Source organism: Leptolyngbya sp. FACHB-261 (genome assembly GCF_014696065.1).
Taxonomy (GTDB): Bacteria; Cyanobacteriota; Cyanobacteriia; order FACHB-261; family FACHB-261; genus FACHB-261.
In genome coordinates this window covers 274281-292682 of sequence record NZ_JACJPL010000018.1, presented here as the reverse complement: position 1 = coordinate 292682, position 18402 = coordinate 274281, and the positions used below count along the sequence as shown (strand labels likewise).

At 52.0% G+C, this 18402-nt stretch carries 16 protein-coding genes; 8 read left to right on the top strand and 8 right to left on the bottom strand.

Annotated features, from left to right (window positions below):
- Positions 1–7: 7 nt before the first annotated feature.
- Positions 8–1297 carry an ABC transporter substrate-binding protein gene (locus H6F94_RS10645; RefSeq protein ID WP_242041095.1) on the bottom strand — a complete coding sequence of 430 codons (1290 nt, stop codon included), beginning with the start codon at positions 1295–1297 and terminating at the stop codon, positions 8–10.
- 259 nt (positions 1298–1556) lie between these two features.
- Here H6F94_RS10645 and bioD point away from each other — a divergent pair, with 259 nt between their 5' ends.
- Together bioD and H6F94_RS10635 are read left to right on the top strand one after the other, a co-directional pair.
- A complete protein-coding gene (bioD, locus tag H6F94_RS10640; RefSeq protein ID WP_190802199.1) occupies positions 1557–2240 on the top strand; it encodes a dethiobiotin synthase in 684 nt (227 codons plus the stop codon).
- The gene (locus H6F94_RS10635; RefSeq protein ID WP_190802198.1) at positions 2233–2922 is read left to right on the top strand and encodes a cofactor assembly of complex C subunit B; all 690 of its coding nucleotides are present in this window, start codon (positions 2233–2235) and stop codon (positions 2920–2922) included. The genes bioD and H6F94_RS10635 overlap by 8 nt, the downstream gene beginning before the upstream one ends.
- Here the strand turns inward: H6F94_RS10635 and H6F94_RS10630 are convergent.
- The 5 genes from H6F94_RS10630 to H6F94_RS10610 form a co-directional block, all read right to left on the bottom strand.
- The gene (locus tag H6F94_RS10630) at positions 2849–6400 is read right to left on the bottom strand and encodes a DNA polymerase III subunit alpha (RefSeq protein ID WP_190802197.1); all 3552 of its coding nucleotides are present in this window, start codon (positions 6398–6400) and stop codon (positions 2849–2851) included. The two genes, H6F94_RS10635 and H6F94_RS10630, sit on opposite strands and share 74 nt — an antisense overlap.
- A 192-nt stretch (positions 6401–6592) precedes the next feature.
- Positions 6593–7153, bottom strand: coding sequence for an FKBP-type peptidyl-prolyl cis-trans isomerase (locus tag H6F94_RS10625; protein WP_190802196.1), 561 nt, complete (start codon positions 7151–7153; stop codon positions 6593–6595).
- Positions 7154–7203: 50 nt separating this feature from the next.
- Positions 7204–7527, bottom strand: a complete 324-nt coding sequence (locus H6F94_RS10620) for a phasin family protein (protein ID WP_190802195.1) — start codon at positions 7525–7527, stop codon at positions 7204–7206.
- 108 nt (positions 7528–7635) lie between these two features.
- Positions 7636–8019 (bottom strand): cyclic di-GMP-binding domain-containing protein, MshE-related, encoded by a 384-nt coding sequence (locus H6F94_RS32240; protein ID WP_242041094.1) that lies wholly within the window; start codon positions 8017–8019, stop codon positions 7636–7638.
- A gap of 91 nt (positions 8020–8110) precedes the next feature.
- Positions 8111–8644: a phosphoribosyltransferase gene (locus H6F94_RS10610; protein ID WP_190802194.1), complete on the bottom strand. Its 534-nt coding sequence runs from the start codon at positions 8642–8644 to the stop codon at positions 8111–8113.
- Between the two features lie 288 nt (positions 8645–8932).
- On the opposite strand from H6F94_RS10610, the gene H6F94_RS10605 reads away from it, so the two are divergent.
- The 3 genes from H6F94_RS10605 (at position 8933) to H6F94_RS10595 (ending at position 14525) form a co-directional block, all read left to right on the top strand.
- Positions 8933–9661: a TVP38/TMEM64 family protein gene (locus H6F94_RS10605; protein WP_190802193.1), complete on the top strand. Its 729-nt coding sequence runs from the start codon at positions 8933–8935 to the stop codon at positions 9659–9661.
- A gap of 13 nt (positions 9662–9674) precedes the next feature.
- On the top strand, positions 9675–11219 hold the full coding sequence (locus H6F94_RS10600; RefSeq protein WP_190802192.1) for a mercuric reductase: 1545 nt from the start codon (positions 9675–9677) through the stop codon (positions 11217–11219).
- 75 nt (positions 11220–11294) lie between these two features.
- Positions 11295–14525, top strand: a complete 3231-nt coding sequence (locus H6F94_RS10595; protein WP_190802191.1) for a glycoside hydrolase family 15 protein — start codon at positions 11295–11297, stop codon at positions 14523–14525.
- On the opposite strand, the gene H6F94_RS10590 is transcribed toward H6F94_RS10595, so the two are convergent.
- Entirely contained in the window at positions 14507–15628 is a 1122-nt protein-coding gene (locus H6F94_RS10590) for a tRNA (guanine-N1)-methyltransferase (protein ID WP_190802190.1), read from the bottom strand. The genes H6F94_RS10595 and H6F94_RS10590 overlap by 19 nt on opposite strands.
- Positions 15628–16284, bottom strand: a complete 657-nt coding sequence (locus H6F94_RS10585) for an ABC transporter ATP-binding protein (protein ID WP_190802189.1) — start codon at positions 16282–16284, stop codon at positions 15628–15630. Before H6F94_RS10585 ends, H6F94_RS10590 begins: the two co-directional genes overlap by 1 nt.
- 244 nt (positions 16285–16528) lie before the next feature.
- Here H6F94_RS10585 and H6F94_RS10580 point away from each other — a divergent pair, with 244 nt between their 5' ends.
- From H6F94_RS10580 to H6F94_RS10570, 3 genes are read left to right on the top strand one after another with little or no spacing between them, the layout of a single operon-like run.
- A complete protein-coding gene (locus H6F94_RS10580; RefSeq protein ID WP_190802188.1) occupies positions 16529–17491 on the top strand; it encodes a Sll0314/Alr1548 family TPR repeat-containing protein in 963 nt (320 codons plus the stop codon).
- 5 nt (positions 17492–17496) lie between these two features.
- Complete coding sequence (locus tag H6F94_RS10575) at positions 17497–17952, top strand: DUF3531 family protein (protein ID WP_190802187.1); 456 nt, start codon at positions 17497–17499, stop codon at positions 17950–17952.
- 3 nt (positions 17953–17955) lie between these two features.
- Positions 17956–18384, top strand: coding sequence for an NUDIX hydrolase (locus H6F94_RS10570; RefSeq protein ID WP_190802186.1), 429 nt, complete (start codon positions 17956–17958; stop codon positions 18382–18384).
- The last annotated feature ends 18 nt before the right edge of the window (positions 18385–18402 follow it).

Here is an 18402-nt window from a genome sequence, read left to right as displayed (position 1 = left end):
CCCTCAGCTATTGTGATGCTTGAATCTCCTGGTTAGCAGTGGTTTGGGCTTCGACCATGGCCTGCTGTAGAGGTTGTTGGCCGAGCATCGCGCTTACAAACTGATTGTCAAAGCTATTCATGATGGTGGGTAGAGTTTCGCCTGCCTGCCAAGGGGTCGCGTAGCTCACGCCTGAGACAAAAGCAGCTCGTAGAGGGTCTCGGTTGTACCCTAGCTCAGTCGCAACTGACTGACGTGCTGGCAAGGCAAAGCCTTTACTGGTCCAGGTTTTCATACCTTTCTTGCCAGTGAGATAGGAGATTAGGGTCCAGGCCGCAGCCTTGTGTTGGCTCTGCTGGTTCATTACATAAGCAACTGTGAATAGCATCGTGCCTGGTTTGTTATTGACCGTTGGCACCTCGGCTGTCCCGAACTCTAATTCTGGAAAATTCTCCTGCAAGTAAGGAATAGCCCAATTGCCCTCAAGGACCATCGCTACCTTGCCCTGCCCGAACATTTCACTGCCTGAGTTGGCACCTACATCAGATTTTTGGGCAGAGGTACGATCTTTTTGATACTGGTCGACTACCAGTTGCAGTCCTTTGAGGGCCTCGGGACTAGCGAAAGCAGCGTAGTTTTGGGAGTCTACCAATTCACCACCAAATGCCTTAATCATAAAAGCCTGACGCGCTAATTCTGGAGCAACGCCAAAGCCATATTGATCAGTCCTGCCATCCTTGTTTTGGTCAAGGGTTAACTTTTTTGATGCTTCTGAAAACTCACGCCAAGTGCGAGGTGGACGGGTGATTCCGGCGGCGGCAAATGCCTTTTTGTTATAGAACAGAACAAGGGTCGAAAAATCTTTGGGCAAGCCATAGATCTTGCCTTGGTACTTGAAAGCGTTCAGTAGGGGTTGCTCAAAATCAGCTAGATTAAAATCGGGTGTAATGTAGCGATCCAGAGGTTCCAAAACGTTCTTGCTCATTAGGAAAGGAGCTTCCAGCACATCTAAGTAGAAGACATCAGGAGCTGCATCGCCAATCAAACGAGTTTTGATCACATCCATGTACTGGTCAGAGATAACCTCAAACTTGACTTTGATTCCTGGATGTTTAGCTTCAAAATCTTGTAAAACTTGTCTCAATAGCTCCTGTTCACTAGGGCTGGCCCCCCAGCCACTGAGCTTGAGCGTGACCGGTTTTTCTTCTGCAGGTATTTCTGCTACTGCCCTAGGTACAGTCTGTCTAGACTGGCAGCCCGGCAAAAATGCCACAAGACTCAGCATGAGTAGAGCCGCGCTAAATAGTTCTCTATTCATCAACCGCCTGCAGATAGTAACCATTTGTAAGTTTCACTTTCGGTATTCAAACTTTTGGTTGCTAAAGAGTCCGACAGGTCAAACTTGTAGGCTCTAGCTTAGTTGTCTTTGGTGCGTTCGCCGCAGTGACTTGGTAGCTTAGTGCCTCCAGTATTGAGAGGGAAATTCCTACCCTTATTGCTCAGTCCCAAGTTCTAATCTCAGCTCAGCCATTGCTAAATGCTAAGCTGATCTTTACTCTGTTTTCGCTGACACCCGCTTGAAATCTCTGCTAATTACGGCCACAGATACTGGTGCAGGTAAAACGGTCCTGACCACTGCTCTAGCTGCTTACTGGCAAACCTACGCTGCGCCAGAGAAACTAGGTGTATTCAAGCCCTTTCAGTCAGGGCCAGGCGATTGCGAGCACTATCAGCAAGTGTTAGGTCTGAGTGAGGACCGCGACACGATTACCCCTCAATATTTTGCAGCACCCCTAGCCCCCCCGCTGGCTGCGGAACAAGAAGGCCGTTCAGTTGATCTAGCTGCTGTTTGGCGAGCCTTTACAGCTCTACAAACTCGCAAGCAAAAGGTTTTGGTAGAAGGAGTGGGTGGTCTGGGGTCGCCGATTACGCGTGAGCTAGTGGTTGCGGACTTGGCCCGCGACTGGCGGCTGCCGACCCTGTTGGTGGTTCCTGTCAAGCTGGGGGCGATTGGGCAGGCTGTGGCTAACGTCGCGCTTGCCCGCCACTACGGCGTGGATCTGCGCGGTATCGTGCTCAACTTGCCCCCCGATAGCCCAGAACCAGCTTTGGCAGAGTGGGCGCCGCCGGATCTCGTGAGTGGCATTACAGGCGTGCCGATTCTAGGAATCCTGCCTGCCCTTGCCGATCCCACCGATCGCACCAAACTGGTGCAGGCTGCTTCTGGCCTCGACCTGGAGCAATTGGGTTGGCATGGCTAGATCTGACCCCAATGCTGTCCTGCGCCGTTTGCCGTTAGTCGTCGGGGCTTTGGGAGGCAGTTTACTGCTACTCAACCGCTTGAATGCACCCCTGTTGACAGACTCTCAGGCTCGCTCTGATGCTCTGGGCATCTTACTCAGTGCCCTGCTAATTCTTACAGGTCTGTTGTGGCAGCAGGTGCAGCCGCGTTTGCCGGAGTCGGTGGTACTAGAGGGAACAGAGGGGTTCGAACTAACCGAAACGCTGCCGGAGTCTGTTCGGCTGGAGCTAGCCTGGACCTCCCGCACTTTACTCACCAACACAGTGACCCGCTCCGTAGTCGTGTGGTACGACGAACAAACGCTGTTGCGGCGAGGTGTACTCGGACCAACTGCCAGCGTGAAGCCCGGCCCCATCCTCAAACGAGCCCTAGAGACTCAAAAGCCGATTTATCTAGTTGCACTCAAGGTCTATCCAGGCCGAATTGAATTCAATTATCTGCCGCCCAATACCCAAGGGGTGATCGTGCAACCGCTGGGACCGCGCGGTGCCCTGATCCTCGGTGCCAACGCCCCGCGCAGCTATACTCGCCAAGACGAAGCCTGGGTAGCGGCAATCGCAGAGAAGCTTACCGTAGCGCTTGAGCTGGTTGAGACCGAGGCAGAAGGTACTGTTTCTGAGCCCGGAAGTTTGCCTGCTTGAGGGCGGCAATGGCTGCAGCTTCGTCCATCACTCGGAACTGAGGGCCTAAGCGAACGAAGCAGCGATTTTTTTGGCCCACTTGAGCGATCACCGGGATCCGCCCTGCTGGTAACTTGCGGCTGTCTTGCTCCTCACCGTCGCCTGTTTGTCCGGTGTGCTGGTTGAGAATTGTGCGCAGGCGGTGTAGCTCCTGAATGCTGTTGGCCTGCTGCGGCTCTAGCTCGACCGTTACCAGACAAACTTCCTCGACTGGCTCAGCGTCGTTGATGATCATCTGCATACGGTCGTCGCGACGGTCGAGCTTGGCCCAGATCATCAAGCGCTGGTCTTTCTGCAAAACTGCCCCCACACGCTCGAAGGCTTCTGGAAATACTACAGCCTCGCAGTGACCGCTGAGGTCTTCGAGTTGCACAATCGCCATGCGGCTGCCCTTTTTGGTGACGATGGGCTTGATCTCAGTGATTAGAGCAATCGCGCTGACAGTGCTGCCTTCACTCTGTTCTTCTAAATCACTCAAGTTCACCGGTGCCAGGATCTGAGCTGCTTTACAAACAGGCTTGAGTGGGTGATCAGAAATGTAGAAACCTAATAGTTCTTTTTCGAGTCGAAGCTTTTCAGTGGGGTCAAAATCCTCGACGGTTGGCAGATCTGGTAGGGGGGCAAACGAGGTAGTCGTGGCGCTGAGAAGATTGCCAAAGTCGAACAAGTTTCCTTGACCACTGGCTTTTTCTTCTGAGCGTTTGGCTGCCCATTTCAGCAGAGGCTCCAGATCGCTCATCAGTTGTCGGCGATTGGGGTGCAGGGTATCTAGTGCGCCCGATTGAATCAGTGCTTCTAAGGTCCGCTTGTTGACGGTGCGCGTGTCAACCCGTTCGCAAAGATCTGATAGAGAAGTGAAGGAACCACCGGTCTCCCGCGCCTCCAAAACGGCTTGAATGGCACCGCCTCCCACATTGCGCACTGCGGAGAGCCCAAACAAAATGCTGGTTTCTTGAGGTGTGAAATCAACGCCTGAACGGTTGACATCCGGCAGAAGCACCTCAATGCCCATGCTCAGGCAAGTCCCAATATATTTCTGCACCTTGTCTTGATCACCACTGATCGAAGACAAAAGGGCAGCCATATACTCAACTGGGTAATTAGCTTTGAGATAGGCCGTTTGATACGTGACGTAGCCGTAAGCAGTCGAATGGGATTTATTAAAACAGTATTCGGCGAATAAAACCATTTGGTCAAATAGCGCCTCGGCTACTTTCGATTTCACGCCGTTTTTAGCAGCCCCATCGATAAAAGTTTCGCGATGTTTTTGCATCTCTGAAACTTTCTTTTTACCCATTGCCCGTCGCAGTAAATCCGCTTGCCCCAGTGAATAGCCTGCCAAATCCTGAGCAACTTTCATGATTTGCTCCTGATAGACCAGGATGCCGTAAGTCTCATTCAGAATTGGCTTGAGACTCTCATGGACATACTCAATTGGCTTGCGACCGTGTTTACGGTCAATAAATTCTGGGATCAGCCCCGCATCCAATGGACCCGGTCGATAGAGGGCCAAGATTGAAGAAATGTCTTCCAAGTTGGAGGGTTTCAGGTCTCGAACCACCTGTTTCATCCCCGAGGATTCCAACTGGAAGATCCCTTCTAGCTTGCCCGTACCTAATAATTTGAAGGATGCCAGATCATCAAGAGGAATATGATCTGGGTCGAATTTTGGATCTTTCTCCTTGCGAATGAGGTCGACAGTGCGCTGAATCATGGTGAGGTTGCGCAGGCCCAAAAAGTCCATTTTGAGTAGACCAATGGCCTCGATATCTTCCATGAAATACTGCGTAATCACCGCACCTTCGTTATTGCGCTGCAATGGCACAATTTGGTCCAAAGGCTCCGAGGCAATCACCACGCCCGCAGCATGAACCCCAAAGGTTTTGTTGGTGCCCTCAATGCGCATGGCCATATCAATCCAATGGCGCGCCTGAGGGTCTTCATCATATTTTTTCTTGAATTCTGGGGCTGGCGTCTCGTCCGAGATCATCACCTTCAGCTTGGCCGGTTTGCCCCGTGCAACCGGAATTAGCTTGGCCATCCGATCTGATTCGCCATAGGGGATGTCCAGCACTCGCGCTACATCCTTAAGCACCGCCTTAGAGGTGAGGCGGTTGAAGGTAATGATCTGCGCAACGCGATCTTCACCGTATTTGTGAGTGACATATTCGATCATGTCATCCCGCCGCTCAATGCAGAAATCGGTGTCAATATCTGGCATTGACTTGCGTTCTGGATTGAGAAACCGCTCAAAGAGCAAGCCGTGGTGAACCGGGTCGATGTTGGTGATTTTGAGTGCGTAAGCGACTAAGGATCCGGCTGCACTGCCCCGGCCCGGACCGACTGGAATCGCATTATCGCGTGCATATTTGATGTAGTCCCAAACCACCAGAAAGTAGGTGGAGAACCCCATCTGCTGCATCATTGCCAGTTCGTAATCGAGGCGTTCTCGATACTCAAGGGGCACGTCTGTAGCGGCAGTGAGATTCAAGCGCTCCAGCATCCCCTGCCAGGTCACTTCCTCTAGATAAGTTTCAGCGGTATGACCTTTGGGTACTGGATAATCAGCGAGGCGAGGCTCGCCCAGAATCTTGTACTCCTCAACTTTCTCCGCTACTTCTAGGGTGGTGGCAAGGGCTTCTTGAATGACCTCGTCGGTTAGGTGATCGCGAAACAGTTGCGCCATTTCCTCGGCGCTTTTGAGATATTCAGTGCCGCTGTAGCGTAGACGTTTATCTTCGGCAATCAACTTGCCAGTTTGAATACATAGAAGCGCGTCATGAGCCTCAACGTCCTTGCAAGAAACAAAGTGTGAGTCATTCGTCGCAATGATTTTAATATCCAGTTCTCGCGCGATTTTGACAACTTCGACATTGACAATGCGATCTTCGCGAGAACCGTGATCTTGAATTTCTAGATAATAATCATCCTTAAAAACTTCCTTGTACCACAGCGCCACTTTACGTGCGATTTCAGGTCTGCCCTGCAAAATTGCCTGTGGGACTTCGCCTCCCAAACAAGCAGAGGTGACAATCAGCCCTTCCCGGTACTGCTCGAGCAAATCTTTGCTGATGCAAGGACGGGAGAAAATACCCTTGCCCTGCATTCCTTTGAGGTGGGAAACAGTAGTCAGTTTTACCAGGTTTTTATAACCCTGGGTGTTCTTGGCAAGGACAACTTGGTGGTAACGAGGACGGCGCTCCTGTTTCTCAATGTCGCCATTGATGACGTACATCTCGTTACCGATGATCGGCTTAATGGGAGCGCTGGCATTGCGACAGGTTTTGAGCAGCTCGATCGCACCATACATCACGCCGTGGTCTGTCAGCGACACGGCGGGCATCTTTAGCTCTACAGCTCGACTCACTAGGTCCGGTAGCTGGCTTGCTCCGTCTAGCAGGCTGTAGTCACTGTGGATGTGTAGGCCGACAAAGGACATAAAGACGCTAGATATAGGGATCGTTCACCCCATTAAGCGCTATTCCAGCGAGTCGTGCAAGTAGGGAAGAAGCATTTGGCACCGTATTCGCTAGCACTGCGTTTGGCACCGCACCGGGCACTGGACGCAGTCCCGCGACTGGTGCCGTTTGTGATGCTTCTAGTCTTTAAAGACTCCTACCAACACCGCTAATTAGCGGACGCCGAGCAGTTCTACGTCAAAAATCAGGGTCGCGTTAGGCGGAATAACGCCACCGGCACCCCGAGCGCCGTAGCCCAAATCGGGAGGAATGATCAGCTTGCGTTTGCCACCTACGTGCATTGTGGAAAGCCCTTCATCCCAACCTTTGATCACCATGCCGGTGCCAACCCGGAACTGGAAAGGCTGACCTCGGTCCACGGAGCTATCAAACTTGGTGCCATCTTCCAAGGTGCCCGTGTAATGAACAACAATGGTTTGGCCTGTGCGAGGCACAGTACCAGTGCCTACAACTTCGTCAATGTACTTAAGCCCAGAGGGAGTAGTCACGACCTCTGCGTTGGGCTGGTTCTGGGCGGGTTGGCTCATTGGGGCCTCGCTGGGTGATGGGCTGGGTGTGCTTGGGGCACTTTGGGCTATGACGGTTGGAGCTGCTGTCGCAGAGCTGAAGGGTGCATCTGCACGAACAGGGTTACGACTCTCTAAGAATTGAGCAGTCACAAGGACAGTAACAGCTAGGGCAACAACAGCCAAGCTGGCCAGTATTCCTTTCATGATTAGCTCCTCGCGAGCTGAAGTAAAACCTGTCTATCGTACCCTAGCTGTTAGCGCCAGAGGCGATCTTCTATCTGTCGCACCTGCCGCTCCAGGCGGTCGAGGCGTCCACGCAGCTCGTCCATCTCCGCCTGACGGGGCACACCCAGATCCTGCATCATATTACGCATCTGGCGTTGCATCTGGGTTTCAAAATTGCCCTGCTCGGACTTGACCTGTTGCATGAGGTCGTTGACGAAGCTCTGGGCTTGATCGGCATCCAAACGCCCATCTTTAACCCACTGGTCGGTGACCTCACGCAACTTCTCTGCCATCAAAGAGGTTGTGCCAACCCCCAGCATTAAAAGCTGTGTCAAAAGATTGTTATTACTCATAGCTGTTGGTGCGCGTTTACCTGGCTCACCTCTCTATTGTGGCGTATTCAATCTTTAAGGGTTGGCTTGAGGAGGTTAGCTTGAGGGATTGGCTTTGAAGGCCCAAGCTTAGCCCACCCAGCTGACGTCATTGTTTTTGTCGGTCAGAGGGTTAGAGGTTAGGGGTTTGCTAATCGAGGGGGTCTCTGTGGTACGACGGGAGCTAGGCCGGGGCAGGGGCTCGGTCGGTTCGCTAGGCTGGCTAGTTTTGAGAGCCTGACGTTCGGGCAGGACCACCTTCTTCATCAGGTACTCAATGGTCTGTTCCTTAACCCAGCCACGTTGGGCAACGATTTCCCCAAATCGCATGCCTGTGATCTTTTGATCATTGAGGACAACTTCAATTTGGGCTTGGGTGAGGAGACCTGCATCCAAAAGGTAGCTACCGATACGCTTAATGCCCCGGCTGAGCGGCAGCACTTCTACCCGGTAGCGATCGGACTTGTCACGCATGGCTTCTGAGGGGGCGATCAAATTTGACCCAGCATAGCCTACCCTTCACGCAAACTTCACCGGTATGAAGCAAACTTAAGAAGTATGATTGCTAACCTTGATTTTGTCGCTCGGCCAGTTGAGCAGGCGTGAGTTGCTCGTAAAGCTCGAAGGGCTGGTGGATCCAGGGATTGTCAGCCAGATAGTCTACATAGAAATCTGGTTGGATTACTGAGCATTGTTTGTACCAGAGGACAGCTGTGCGAACCTCCTTGACATAAAACCCGTAGTAGTGCTTCAGCCAATCTACCGCGCGAGCCAGGGTGATACCAGAATCTACGAGATCGTCGATCAAGAGAACTTCACTGCCCAAATTGGTTGTGGTCATGGCAAGGTCACGGGAGAAGGTGAGATTGCCACGAACTTGGTTGGCAGGACCACTATAAGAAGCTGCAGCCAAAATTGCCAAGGGAAGATCGTAAAGCCGTGCCAAAGTGTCACCGATGCGTAGCCCTCCCTTGGCAATACAGACAATTTGGTTAAACTGCCAGCCAGATAGATGGATTTGCACCGCAAGTTGCTCAATCTTCTGGTAATAGTCAGGCCAGGTAACGAAGATTTCGGGTTTGACAGCAGTCTCACTCACAGGGATGGGTCCTTAGATGTTCTGGATAGCAGATGCTCTGGATATCTTGGAGCAGCAGGTTGGTATGCACCATCACAAATTTACCGTTGGTTTGAAGTATCCGGGATAACGCTTCCTAGAGTTAGAAGTTGAGGCAAAGTGTTCAAATCTCGAACAAGCTACCGACCTCGAACCCAAATCCGTCTAACTAACCAGATTTCTGCAAGAACTGATTGGAAGGGTTAAGGTTCTGCAATACGTTCTGCAATACGCATAGAAAAACGTGTATCTGGAGCAATGGGCGCCCTTATGGATCAGGTCAAGGCAAGCGTAAAACGAGGACTAGTTTGGGTCTTAGTGATAGTCATCCTAGTCTCGGTCGGTACTCCGGCCCTGGCTGCTGGAGCTGGTGAGGTTCAATCATTCAATCCTTCAGAGCTGCTGCGCAACGCCTTGCAATGGATAGACAGTTTGGGCCCTTTGGGTATTATTGCCTTTATTGCAATCTACATTGTGGCTGCAGTTGCGTTCTTGCCTGGGTCAATTCTCACATTGGGATCTGGAGTTTTATTTGGAGTTGTAGCCGGTTCAGCCTATGCGTTATTAGGAGCCACATTGGGCGCTACTGTAGCCTTTTTAGTGGGACGCTATCTGGCTCGTAGCTGGGTTTTTCATAAGATCGAAGGCAACAGTAAATTCCAGGCGATTGATGCAGCAGTCAGCAAAGAGGGCTTCAAAATCGTATTGCTAACTCGTCTCTCACCCCTGTTTCCGTTCAATCTTTTAAATTATGCTTTTGGGGTCACAGGTGTCTCGTTACGAGACTATTTTCTAGGTTCAGTTGGCATGATTCCCGCGACGATTATGTACGTTTACCTGGGCTCATTAGCAGGCAATCTGGCGATGGTTGGCTCTGTGCAGCAAACAACCACGACAGCTCAATGGGTCCTACGAATTATTGGCTTTGTTGCTACAGTCGCAATAACCCTCTATGTCACGCGCATCGCACGCAAAGCTTTAGAGGAAACTGTCATTTGAGGTAAAAATGCCCATGTCTCGCTCTGCTGTCCAACCTGTGACCGTCTCGCCTATGGACGTGCACAATCAGACGCTAGTTGCTAATCTACATCCACCGGGTTGGGTCAATCCCAAGCCTGCAGAACGCTATGACTTGGTGGTGATTGGTGCGGGCACAGCGGGTTTAGTCACTGCGGCAGGTGCGGCTGGGCTCGGGGCTAAAGTTGCTCTGATTGAAAAGCACCTCTTGGGCGGTGACTGTTTAAATGTTGGCTGTGTACCCTCCAAATCCGTGATTCGCGCCTCTCGGGTTTACGCTGAGATCCGGGATGCGCAGCAGTTTGGTATTCGTGTCCCCCTAGCGGAAGTTGAGGTTGATTTCCCTACGGTAATGGCTCGAATGAGACGGCTACGGGCTAGTATTAGCCCCCATGATTCAGTTCAGCGGTTTCAGAAGCTAGGGGTTGATGTTTTTCTGGGTAAAGGTCATTTCTCCGGTGCTAATACCGTTGAAGTGGCGGGTGAAACGCTCCGCTTTAAAAAAGCAGTCATTGCAACAGGAGCACGGGCCGCTCACCCTGCCATCGAAGGGCTATCTAAGGCGGGATACCTCAATAATGAAACTGTATTTTCGCTCACAGAACGTCCCCAGCGCTTAGCCGTCATTGGTGGTGGGCCGATTGGTTGTGAGTTGGCTCAAGCTTTTCGACGTTTGGGCTGCCAGGTGGTGCTATTTCACCAGGGCTCACACATTCTAGATCGCGAAGATGCCGAGGCTGCTGGAATTGTACAAGAAGCTTTCTTTCGAGAAGGAATTCAGTTAGTGCTCTCCAGCCAAGTTGTTCAAGTGAGCAAAAACAATGGTGAAAAGCTCATCAAATATAAGGTCAAGGATCAAGAACAAACTATTGTCGTAGATGAAATTTTAGTGGGGGCAGGCCGTGCTCCTAATGTAGAGAGTCTCAATTTAGAAGCAGTCAATGTCAAGTACGACCAAAAGCGAGGCGTGCAGGTCAATGACTATTTGCAAACTACCAATCCTCGGATCTATGCAGCGGGTGATATTTGCATGGACTGGAAGTTTACTCATGCCGCCGATGCGGCAGCGCGCATTGTCATCAAGAACACGCTGTTTTCACCGCTGGGATTAGGGCGATCTAAGCTCAGTAGTCTTGTAATGCCCTGGGCCACCTACACCGATCCAGAAATTGCTCATGTTGGCCTTTATGAGCATGAAGCTCAGCAGCAAGGTATTGCTGTAAGCACAATCAAAATTCCTTTTAACACCGTTGATCGGGCGATTACGGATAGCGAAGAAGCAGGGTTTGTAAAAGTTCTACACAAGCAAGGCTCTGACCAAATTGTGGGGGCTACCATCGTGGCTCGCCATGCGGGTGAGCTGATCAGCGAGATTACCTTGGCGATGGTTAGTAAGCGGGGCTTAAATACGATTGCTGGCGTCATCCACCCCTACCCCACGCAGGCCGAGGCGATTAAAAAGGCTGCGGATGCTTACCGCCGAACGTTACTGACCCCACGTACCCAGCGCTTCTTGAAGCTGATTGCAAGGCTCTCTTGAGCTTGCCTTAACCTAGAGACCATTCCGGTGAGTCCATAGGGTAGACTAGTCAGCTACGGCTAGTCTGAATAATCCATGGTCAGAAAATCGTCTGAACTGCGAGTGCGCCTGGATGAGTATTACCGTCAGGTTAGGGCGATTATTCTTGCACGTCAGAATCCAATTACCGGCCTGCTGCCTGCTAGCACCGCGGTTACTGCCCATGGTGACTACACCGATGCTTGGGTTCGAGATAATGTCTACAGCATTCTGGCTGCTTGGGGCCTAGGGCTGGCCTATCGCAAGCTGGATGAGGATCAGGGGCGAACCTTTGAGCTAGAGCACAGCGTCGTTAAGCTGATGCGCGGCCTGCTGGTAGCCATGATGAAGCAGGCTCACAAAGTAGAGCGTTTCAAAGAAACGCAATCGCTGCTCGACGCCATGCATGCGAAATACGACACGCAAACCGGCGATACGGTCGTGGGCGATGACGAGTGGGGCCATTTGCAGTTAGATGCGACCTCGCTCTTTTTGTTGATGCTGGCTCAGATGACCGCTTCAGGTCTGGCCATTGTCTTCACGATTGATGAAGTGAACTTTGTTCAGAACCTGGTTTATTACATCGGTCGGGCCTATCGAACTCCCGACTACGGAATTTGGGAGCGGGGCAATAAGATCAACCACGGTCACGCCGAGCTGAATGCCAGCTCAGTGGGCATGGCTAAAGCAGCTTTAGAAGCAATTAATGGCTTGAATCTATTTGGGGCACGAGGCAGTCAGTCTTCAGTCATCCATGTGCAGCCGGATGAGATTGCTCGAGCTCGCATCACTCTAGAATCTCTACTGCCTCGGGAGTCTAATTCCAAAGAAGTTGATGCGGCTTTGTTGAGCATCATCAGCTATCCAGCCTTTGCAATTGAAGATGTGCAACTGGTCGAACGCACCCGGACCAAAATCGTTGAAAAACTGCAAGGGCGCTACGGGTGCAAGCGCTTTTTGCGAGATGGGCATCAGACAGTCTTAGAAGACACCCGACGCCTGCATTATGAACCGTTTGAGTTGCGCGAATTCGAGCATATCGAGTGTGAATGGCCGCTCTTTTTCACCTATCTAGTGCTGGATGGTCTATTCCGTCACAACCCCGAACAGGTGCAAGATTATCGGGATCGGCTGCAACCGCTGTTGGTCCAGCGCGATGGCTGGTCACTATTGCCTGAGCTCTACTATGTGCCTGCTGATCGAGTTGAGGCGGAGCGGGCCGTCCCCAACAGCCAAGTTCGCTTGCCCAACGAAAATGTGCCTCTGGTTTGGGCACAAAGCCTGTATTTATTGGGTGAATTGCTGGCTGAAGGCTTACTAGAAGTTGGGGATATTGATCCTCTAAATCGTCACCTGCGCATTGGTAAGTACCGTGATCTTTCTGTACAGATCGCCTTGCTGGCGGAGGATGAAGCGCTTCAAGACCGTCTAGAGGCCCACGGTATTGCAACGCAGACACCCAAACAACTCGAACCCATGCAGGTGCGGACTGCTCGAGATTTAGGGATAGTTTATACCCAAATCGGGCGTAACGACCGGCTCAGATTGACGGGCCGTTCTCTACGCCGCTCCCGTAGTTTGGCGACCTCTAGAGTTTTCCGGATTCGTGGCGAGACCATGGTGTTTCTGCCCTCGTTTCTAGACCAGCAGGAGTTTTATTTAACCCTCGATCATCATTTTTTGGTTGATCAACTCAAAAGTGAATTAGCCTACATCGAGCGCCATTGGGATCAATTAGGACGGCCCACGCTCACAATCTTGATTACGACAGCAATGCTAGAAGCCGGTAGCGAGGCATTGTTGAATTTGATGCAGGAATTGAAAGATGGCTTGTGCAATGGCGTGCGAGTCAGACTAGGCCCCATGCATCAATTGATGCTAACTGCAGGCACAGAGCGCATAGATTTTCTACACAATTTTGAGTTTCAGGCAGCGCCAGTTAAAGATGCAGCGACGGTTTGCAATTACCTGATTTTCCATGCTGAGAAAAACTGGCCGCTGAGTTACACGCAAGAGTTCTCCCTAGAATGCGAAACTAATATTGATTTGCTCCTGAGCAGTTTGCGTCGCTCTGAAAATCTCTATGAGCAAATCGAACTTCTGAATACTCTGTGCCGCTTGCAGGGTATGCAATTCGATACAGGATTTGGTCAGCCTACTCAGGTTGTTACAGTCGCCGACCTGTTGAACGAAATCTACAGTAAAGCTGCGAAACTGAAACTTTGGGCAATTGTGCGGCGTGCAGCTGGATTACTCAATAAAGTTGATATTGGTCTCTCGGATGCGGTTACTGATATTTTGGTTCGCCAAAAGCAGATTACTGTGGGCAAATCTTACAGTAAGGCATCGCTGATCACCCAGCCGATGCCACAGGCTGAGGTCATGGAGAGAATCCGTGAATTCTGCGGTGAGGACATCCGAGACCGTGTGCTGAGTCAAGAAATTCTGATCTATTTAGGCTTACTAATCAAAGCAGAACCCCAGTTATTCGATGGCCTACTGACTCTACGCGTGGGCTACTTTATTCTGCTGATTGTCAGTGAGCTGGCTCGTGAACTCAATGTTACTCAAGATGAGGCCTACGAGCGCCTAATGCAGCTCAGTCCCTTCGAGGTCAAGTTGCATCTGCGTCAAGCCTTGGCTGGCTACGAAGAACTCAATCGAGGGCTATTCCAACAGGAATCCTTACATCTAGTCAAAGGTGAACAGACTATCGAGTGGATTATCGAAACGGATAACCAGGATGTTGAGCAACAGTCCGGGAGTTGGTTGCGCAAGCGCCAACTACAGGGAACTGTCAATCGAGTGCCCCAAAATTTCTATCCCCGAGTTTGGCAGCTTTTCAAGCACTGTAAAGGTTTGATTATTGGCGACAAACTAGAGCGACGCAACCGACTGGATAGTGAGCCAATTCTGGCTGAGATGACCCCTGATGAGCAGAATTTCGCGCTGCGAGTCGAGCATCTGCTCAACAAAATTCAAGCGCCTGAATATCGCCAGCTCAATATAGAAACGCTTATGCAATTGGCAACCATGGTGGAGGCCAATCGTAATCTGCAAATTGAGGAATACATTGTTCTTGATGTGCTGATCGGTCATGCTGTGCGTTTGGCCTTCTTAGATCGCTTTCCAGAGCGTGCCGAACGCTATGACGAGTTCAAGGGTGAGGCCTGGCGCTCCTTCTATGACAGCTCCCCCTACCACTGTGCTAGCTACGTCGTGCAAGCTCTGCGCTTTCTCAGTCGGTTGGGCCAGGGGCAACTGGTCGATCAGGCAATGTCCTCCTGATTGCTTGAACGGGGGCTTAGCTCTTGGGCTAGCTGCTGGCAGATGCGAAAGGAGGCCTCTGTTTTGACGGCCTGCGGTTCCAGGTGGGTCGCACAGGCAGCGTAGCCCGCCTGTTGCAGGGCAGCGATCAATGCAGTGCGTGGTGGGACATCTCGTTTGCTGCGATGTCCTAGTTCCCGCAGGGTGTAGTAGTAGGGCGGCAAAGTTGCCTCAGCCTGCATAGTTTCTAGAAGCTGGACCCGCTGCGGCCATCGCCAGAGACGAGCAAGTTCAGCCATTCGTTGCACCAATACAGAGTCATGGAGGGGGCCTAACCACAAGGGACCACTCAAAGTAAGAGGTTGGTCTTCAGGGCATTTAGCGCGACTGAGGGCACGCCAGCTCACCTTTTCGTAATGGCCGCAGTGGTGACAGTAGCCGATGAAGGCATAGTGATTGCTGGGAAAAGGGGCTCCTGCTACCAGGCGCACCATTACGCGATAAATTTCGCCCGCGAAGAATGAGAAGACAGGCTGCACACTCAAGCCTCTCCGTCCGGCCTCCACCAGCAGGTTACCAATTAGCAGACGTAGCCCTTGCTCACGCGCCGCGGGGTGGACGCGGGCAATGGCCCCCATGCTTTGCAGACTGTAGTCGGTTTGCCGACCAGACAGAGTACGTCCATCAGTGCTGGTGAGATAAAGCAAGCCCCCTGGCTTAACGGCCCATAGGCTAGCGCCTAAATACGAAGCAGGATTGCCAAAGCCATCAACATCGACGAGGTCGTAATAATCCTCTGCTACGTGGCACTCAAAAAAGAGGCGAACGGCATCCTGGTGAGTGACGTGAACTTGATTGCTGGGCAGAGCTTGCAGGTTAGCCTGCAACAAAGGCTCTATGTCTGGATCTGCGTCATTGGCCCAGACCCAGCCCGCGCCAGCCTCTAGGCAATAGCGCAAGGCCCTGACGCCACAGCCAGTCATTGCATCGAGCACTCTCAGAGCGCCAGTATCTTGGCGATGTAAGGTGGCGCATAGGAGACCGAGGTCCCGAGCAGTTTGGCTCTGGGGATTGTAGAAGGCGTTGCCAACTTCAAATTGCGCTTTGCCCTCCGTAATCTGCATTAATGGGCTTTGGCTGCTAAGGTTTGCGGATCAACCGTGCGTAACTCGCCTTGATGCAGCGTCCAACAGCGATCGGCGATAGCCAATAGATCGGAGGCATCGTGCGTTACCACGAGCAACGTCCAATGTGCTTTGAGTCGCTGTAGCAGGGCGATGACCTGACGGCGGACGGACCAGTCTAGACCGGCTGTGGGTTCATCCAGCAGCAATAGATGGGGTTGCCGAATCAACTGGACAGCCAAGGCCAGACGGCGCTGCTGGCCGCCACTGAGGGCTTGAGGGGCCGTTTTCAAGTCCAGATGGCCGAGTCCCACTTCGTTGAGAGCCTCCTGGACCCGCTCATTGCTCAGTTCCGGGTGCCCGAGCTTTAACTCCTCCAGTAAAGTGCCCGTGCAGAAATGACGTTCTGGAAATTGAAAGACCAGTCCGCCTAGCTGTTGCAAATGGTCCGGGGTTAAAACCTGCTGCCGCCAGCGCAATTCGCCGCTTGTTGCCTCTGCTAAACCTGACAGAATCTCTAAAAGCGTACTTTTGCCGGAACCAGAAGGGCCAATGACCAAGCCCAGTTCTTGAGGAGCCAACTCTAGGTTGATACCTTTAAGAATTGCCGTATGTGTAGCAGGCGGGTGATAAACCAAATTTTGGATGTAGAGCATGGAACTCTCAAATTTCAAGCCTCGTCTTTCAGATACGGGCAACCTCTCATCTAGTCTAATTTCCGATAGGCTACAGTTCAGTCAGGCTCAGCTCAGAGGCTGAGTCCCGAAGCACTTTGATCTCTTGCAGACCGGCGCTTAGGCCCTCTAGATACACAGGGCGATGTTTGAGCAATCTCAGACTTTGATAGACCCCCACCCGATATACCTGATACATCAAGTCATGCTGTGAGGAGCAGACGCTATGAAACGAGCTAGCCAATCTCGACGAGCTTACACTTGGGCTACCGCTTTGACCGCTGCAACTGTGCTTTGGAGCAATGCTGCTTGGGCGGCCGATCCGTTCCGAACTGGAGCTGATGCCCGTTCCATCGGTCCCAATACGCAAGCTGCATTTGAAACAGTTTTCCGTCAGGGTAATTATCAGATCGCCAGTCGGCGCCTCGATCAAGCATTAGCGATCGAGCCCAACGAGCCGATGATCTACGGCATGAAAGCTGCCCTAGCTTACATCAACGGGGAACTGCCCCAGTTCTCTCGCTTTGCAACTCAAACTCGCGAAGTTGCTCAACGGCTGGTGGCCCGCGACCCTCTGCGCGGCCATCTCTACACGGGGGTCGGTTACTTCATGGAGGCGGGCTACATTATCACCAGCCAAGGTCTAGTCGTTGGTACACCGCAAGCTCTGCCCAAGCTCCAGCAGATGTTTAGTGAGATCGAGAAAGCTGAAAAAGTGAACGGCAATGATCCAGAACTGAACCTGATCAAGGGCTTCATGGACCTGATGATTGCCACTAACCTACCCTTCGCCAACATCAATGATGCTGTAGGGCGACTCCAGCGTTCAGCGCCTGCTTACTTATCGTGGCGTGGTGTGGCGGTGGGCTACCGGGACGAGAAACGCCTCAACGAAGCGCTAGATGCTGTGAACCGCGCCCTTCAAGTTGCTCCGGAGAATCCCGAGTTACACTACTTGAAGGCTCAGATCCTGGTCGAAAGTGACCGCTACAGAGATAGTCTAGTCTCTTTCCGAAGAGCCTTGGCCCTGCGCAGTCAGCTGCCTGCCCGCCTGACGCGGAGTATTGAGCGAGAAGCTCGTCGGGCGCAAGAGAAGCTAGACCAGCAGACCCCGGCTGTAGCCCCGACTCCGGCTGTAGCTCCAACTCCGGCTAGGGCAACGCCAGTGTCTCCCACCCTGCCTCGTTAATGCCCATGCGTGTTGAATTTCGTGAAATTGATCAGTTCGATGTCTGGATCTGGTTGCAATTTGCAGCAGTTCCCTCAGAGCGGGAAAAGCTCTACGTTGAACAGGTTTTGAACGCCTGGTTTTCGCTAGGGCAATTGGGTGGCTTCAATGCCAGCAACCTGCAAAGCCACGAGGCGGACCCAGATGTCAGCAACCTGCTCTACGACAGCGATAGCCTAGAAGGACCGCTCATGGCGCTGATGCACAACATGGGCGATATCGAATATGAAGGCGTCCTGGCCCGCTGCTGGTTCGACCTGGGCACGAGTGATTCCCTTGCCTTCGATGTGCTGGTCAACGCTCTGGCACAGTTCAGCCGTGAATACGTTGAGATCGAAGAGGTGCAGATCGGCGGTCAGCGGGAAGACTGGCCGCTGCCAGTCAATGGCAACCGCCCTGACTCCATCTATGAACGAGGTTGATCAATGTACCACTCCGGTCAAATCCGCGCGTTGGCCCTGGGCTTTATCCGTGACGGTAGCCGCTTATTCGTCTCTGAAGGCTACGATCCCACCAAGCAAGAGACCTTCTACCGCTCATTAGGAGGCGGCATTGAATTTGGTGAGTCCAGCGACTTAGCACTGCGGCGCGAGTTTCAAGAAGAGTTGAATGCAGAACTGACGAACATTCGCTACCTGGGCTGTTTAGAGAATATCTTCACTTACGACGGTCAAACAGGCCACGAACTGATTCAGCTCTACGAGTGCGAATTTATCGATGGCCACTTCTATCAACAGGAGCGGTTTGAGTTTACGGAAGGAGAGCATAAAAAAACAGCCCTTTGGATTGAGAAGGACCGTTTCAAAAATGGGGAATTGATTCTGTACCCTGACGGGATTCTTGCCTATCTGTAGCGGAAAAGTTGCTCCCCT

Excerpts from the sequence above, each read along its gene's own strand:
- H6F94_RS10645 (WP_242041095.1), bottom strand. The coding sequence starts at position 1,297 with ATGAATAGAGAACTATTTAGCGCGGCTCTACTCATGCTGAGTCTTGTG.
- H6F94_RS10635 (WP_190802198.1), top strand. The coding sequence starts at position 2,233 with ATGGCTAGATCTGACCCCAATGCTGTCCTGCGCCGTTTGCCGTTAGTC.
- H6F94_RS10630 (WP_190802197.1), bottom strand. The coding sequence starts at position 6,400 with ATGTCCTTTGTCGGCCTACACATCCACAGTGACTACAGCCTGCTAGAC.
- H6F94_RS10625 (WP_190802196.1), bottom strand. The coding sequence starts at position 7,153 with ATGAAAGGAATACTGGCCAGCTTGGCTGTTGTTGCCCTAGCTGTTACT.
- H6F94_RS10620 (WP_190802195.1), bottom strand. The coding sequence starts at position 7,527 with ATGAGTAATAACAATCTTTTGACACAGCTTTTAATGCTGGGGGTTGGC.
- H6F94_RS32240 (WP_242041094.1), bottom strand. The coding sequence starts at position 8,019 with ATGCGTGACAAGTCCGATCGCTACCGGGTAGAAGTGCTGCCGCTCAGC.
- H6F94_RS10605 (WP_190802193.1), top strand. The coding sequence starts at position 8,933 with ATGGATCAGGTCAAGGCAAGCGTAAAACGAGGACTAGTTTGGGTCTTA.
- H6F94_RS10600 (WP_190802192.1), top strand. The coding sequence starts at position 9,675 with ATGTCTCGCTCTGCTGTCCAACCTGTGACCGTCTCGCCTATGGACGTG.
- H6F94_RS10595 (WP_190802191.1), top strand. The coding sequence starts at position 11,295 with ATGGTCAGAAAATCGTCTGAACTGCGAGTGCGCCTGGATGAGTATTAC.
- H6F94_RS10590 (WP_190802190.1), bottom strand. The coding sequence starts at position 15,628 with ATGCAGATTACGGAGGGCAAAGCGCAATTTGAAGTTGGCAACGCCTTC.
- H6F94_RS10585 (WP_190802189.1), bottom strand. The coding sequence starts at position 16,284 with ATGCTCTACATCCAAAATTTGGTTTATCACCCGCCTGCTACACATACG.
- H6F94_RS10580 (WP_190802188.1), top strand. The coding sequence starts at position 16,529 with ATGAAACGAGCTAGCCAATCTCGACGAGCTTACACTTGGGCTACCGCT.
- H6F94_RS10575 (WP_190802187.1), top strand. The coding sequence starts at position 17,497 with ATGCGTGTTGAATTTCGTGAAATTGATCAGTTCGATGTCTGGATCTGG.
- H6F94_RS10570 (WP_190802186.1), top strand. The coding sequence starts at position 17,956 with ATGTACCACTCCGGTCAAATCCGCGCGTTGGCCCTGGGCTTTATCCGT.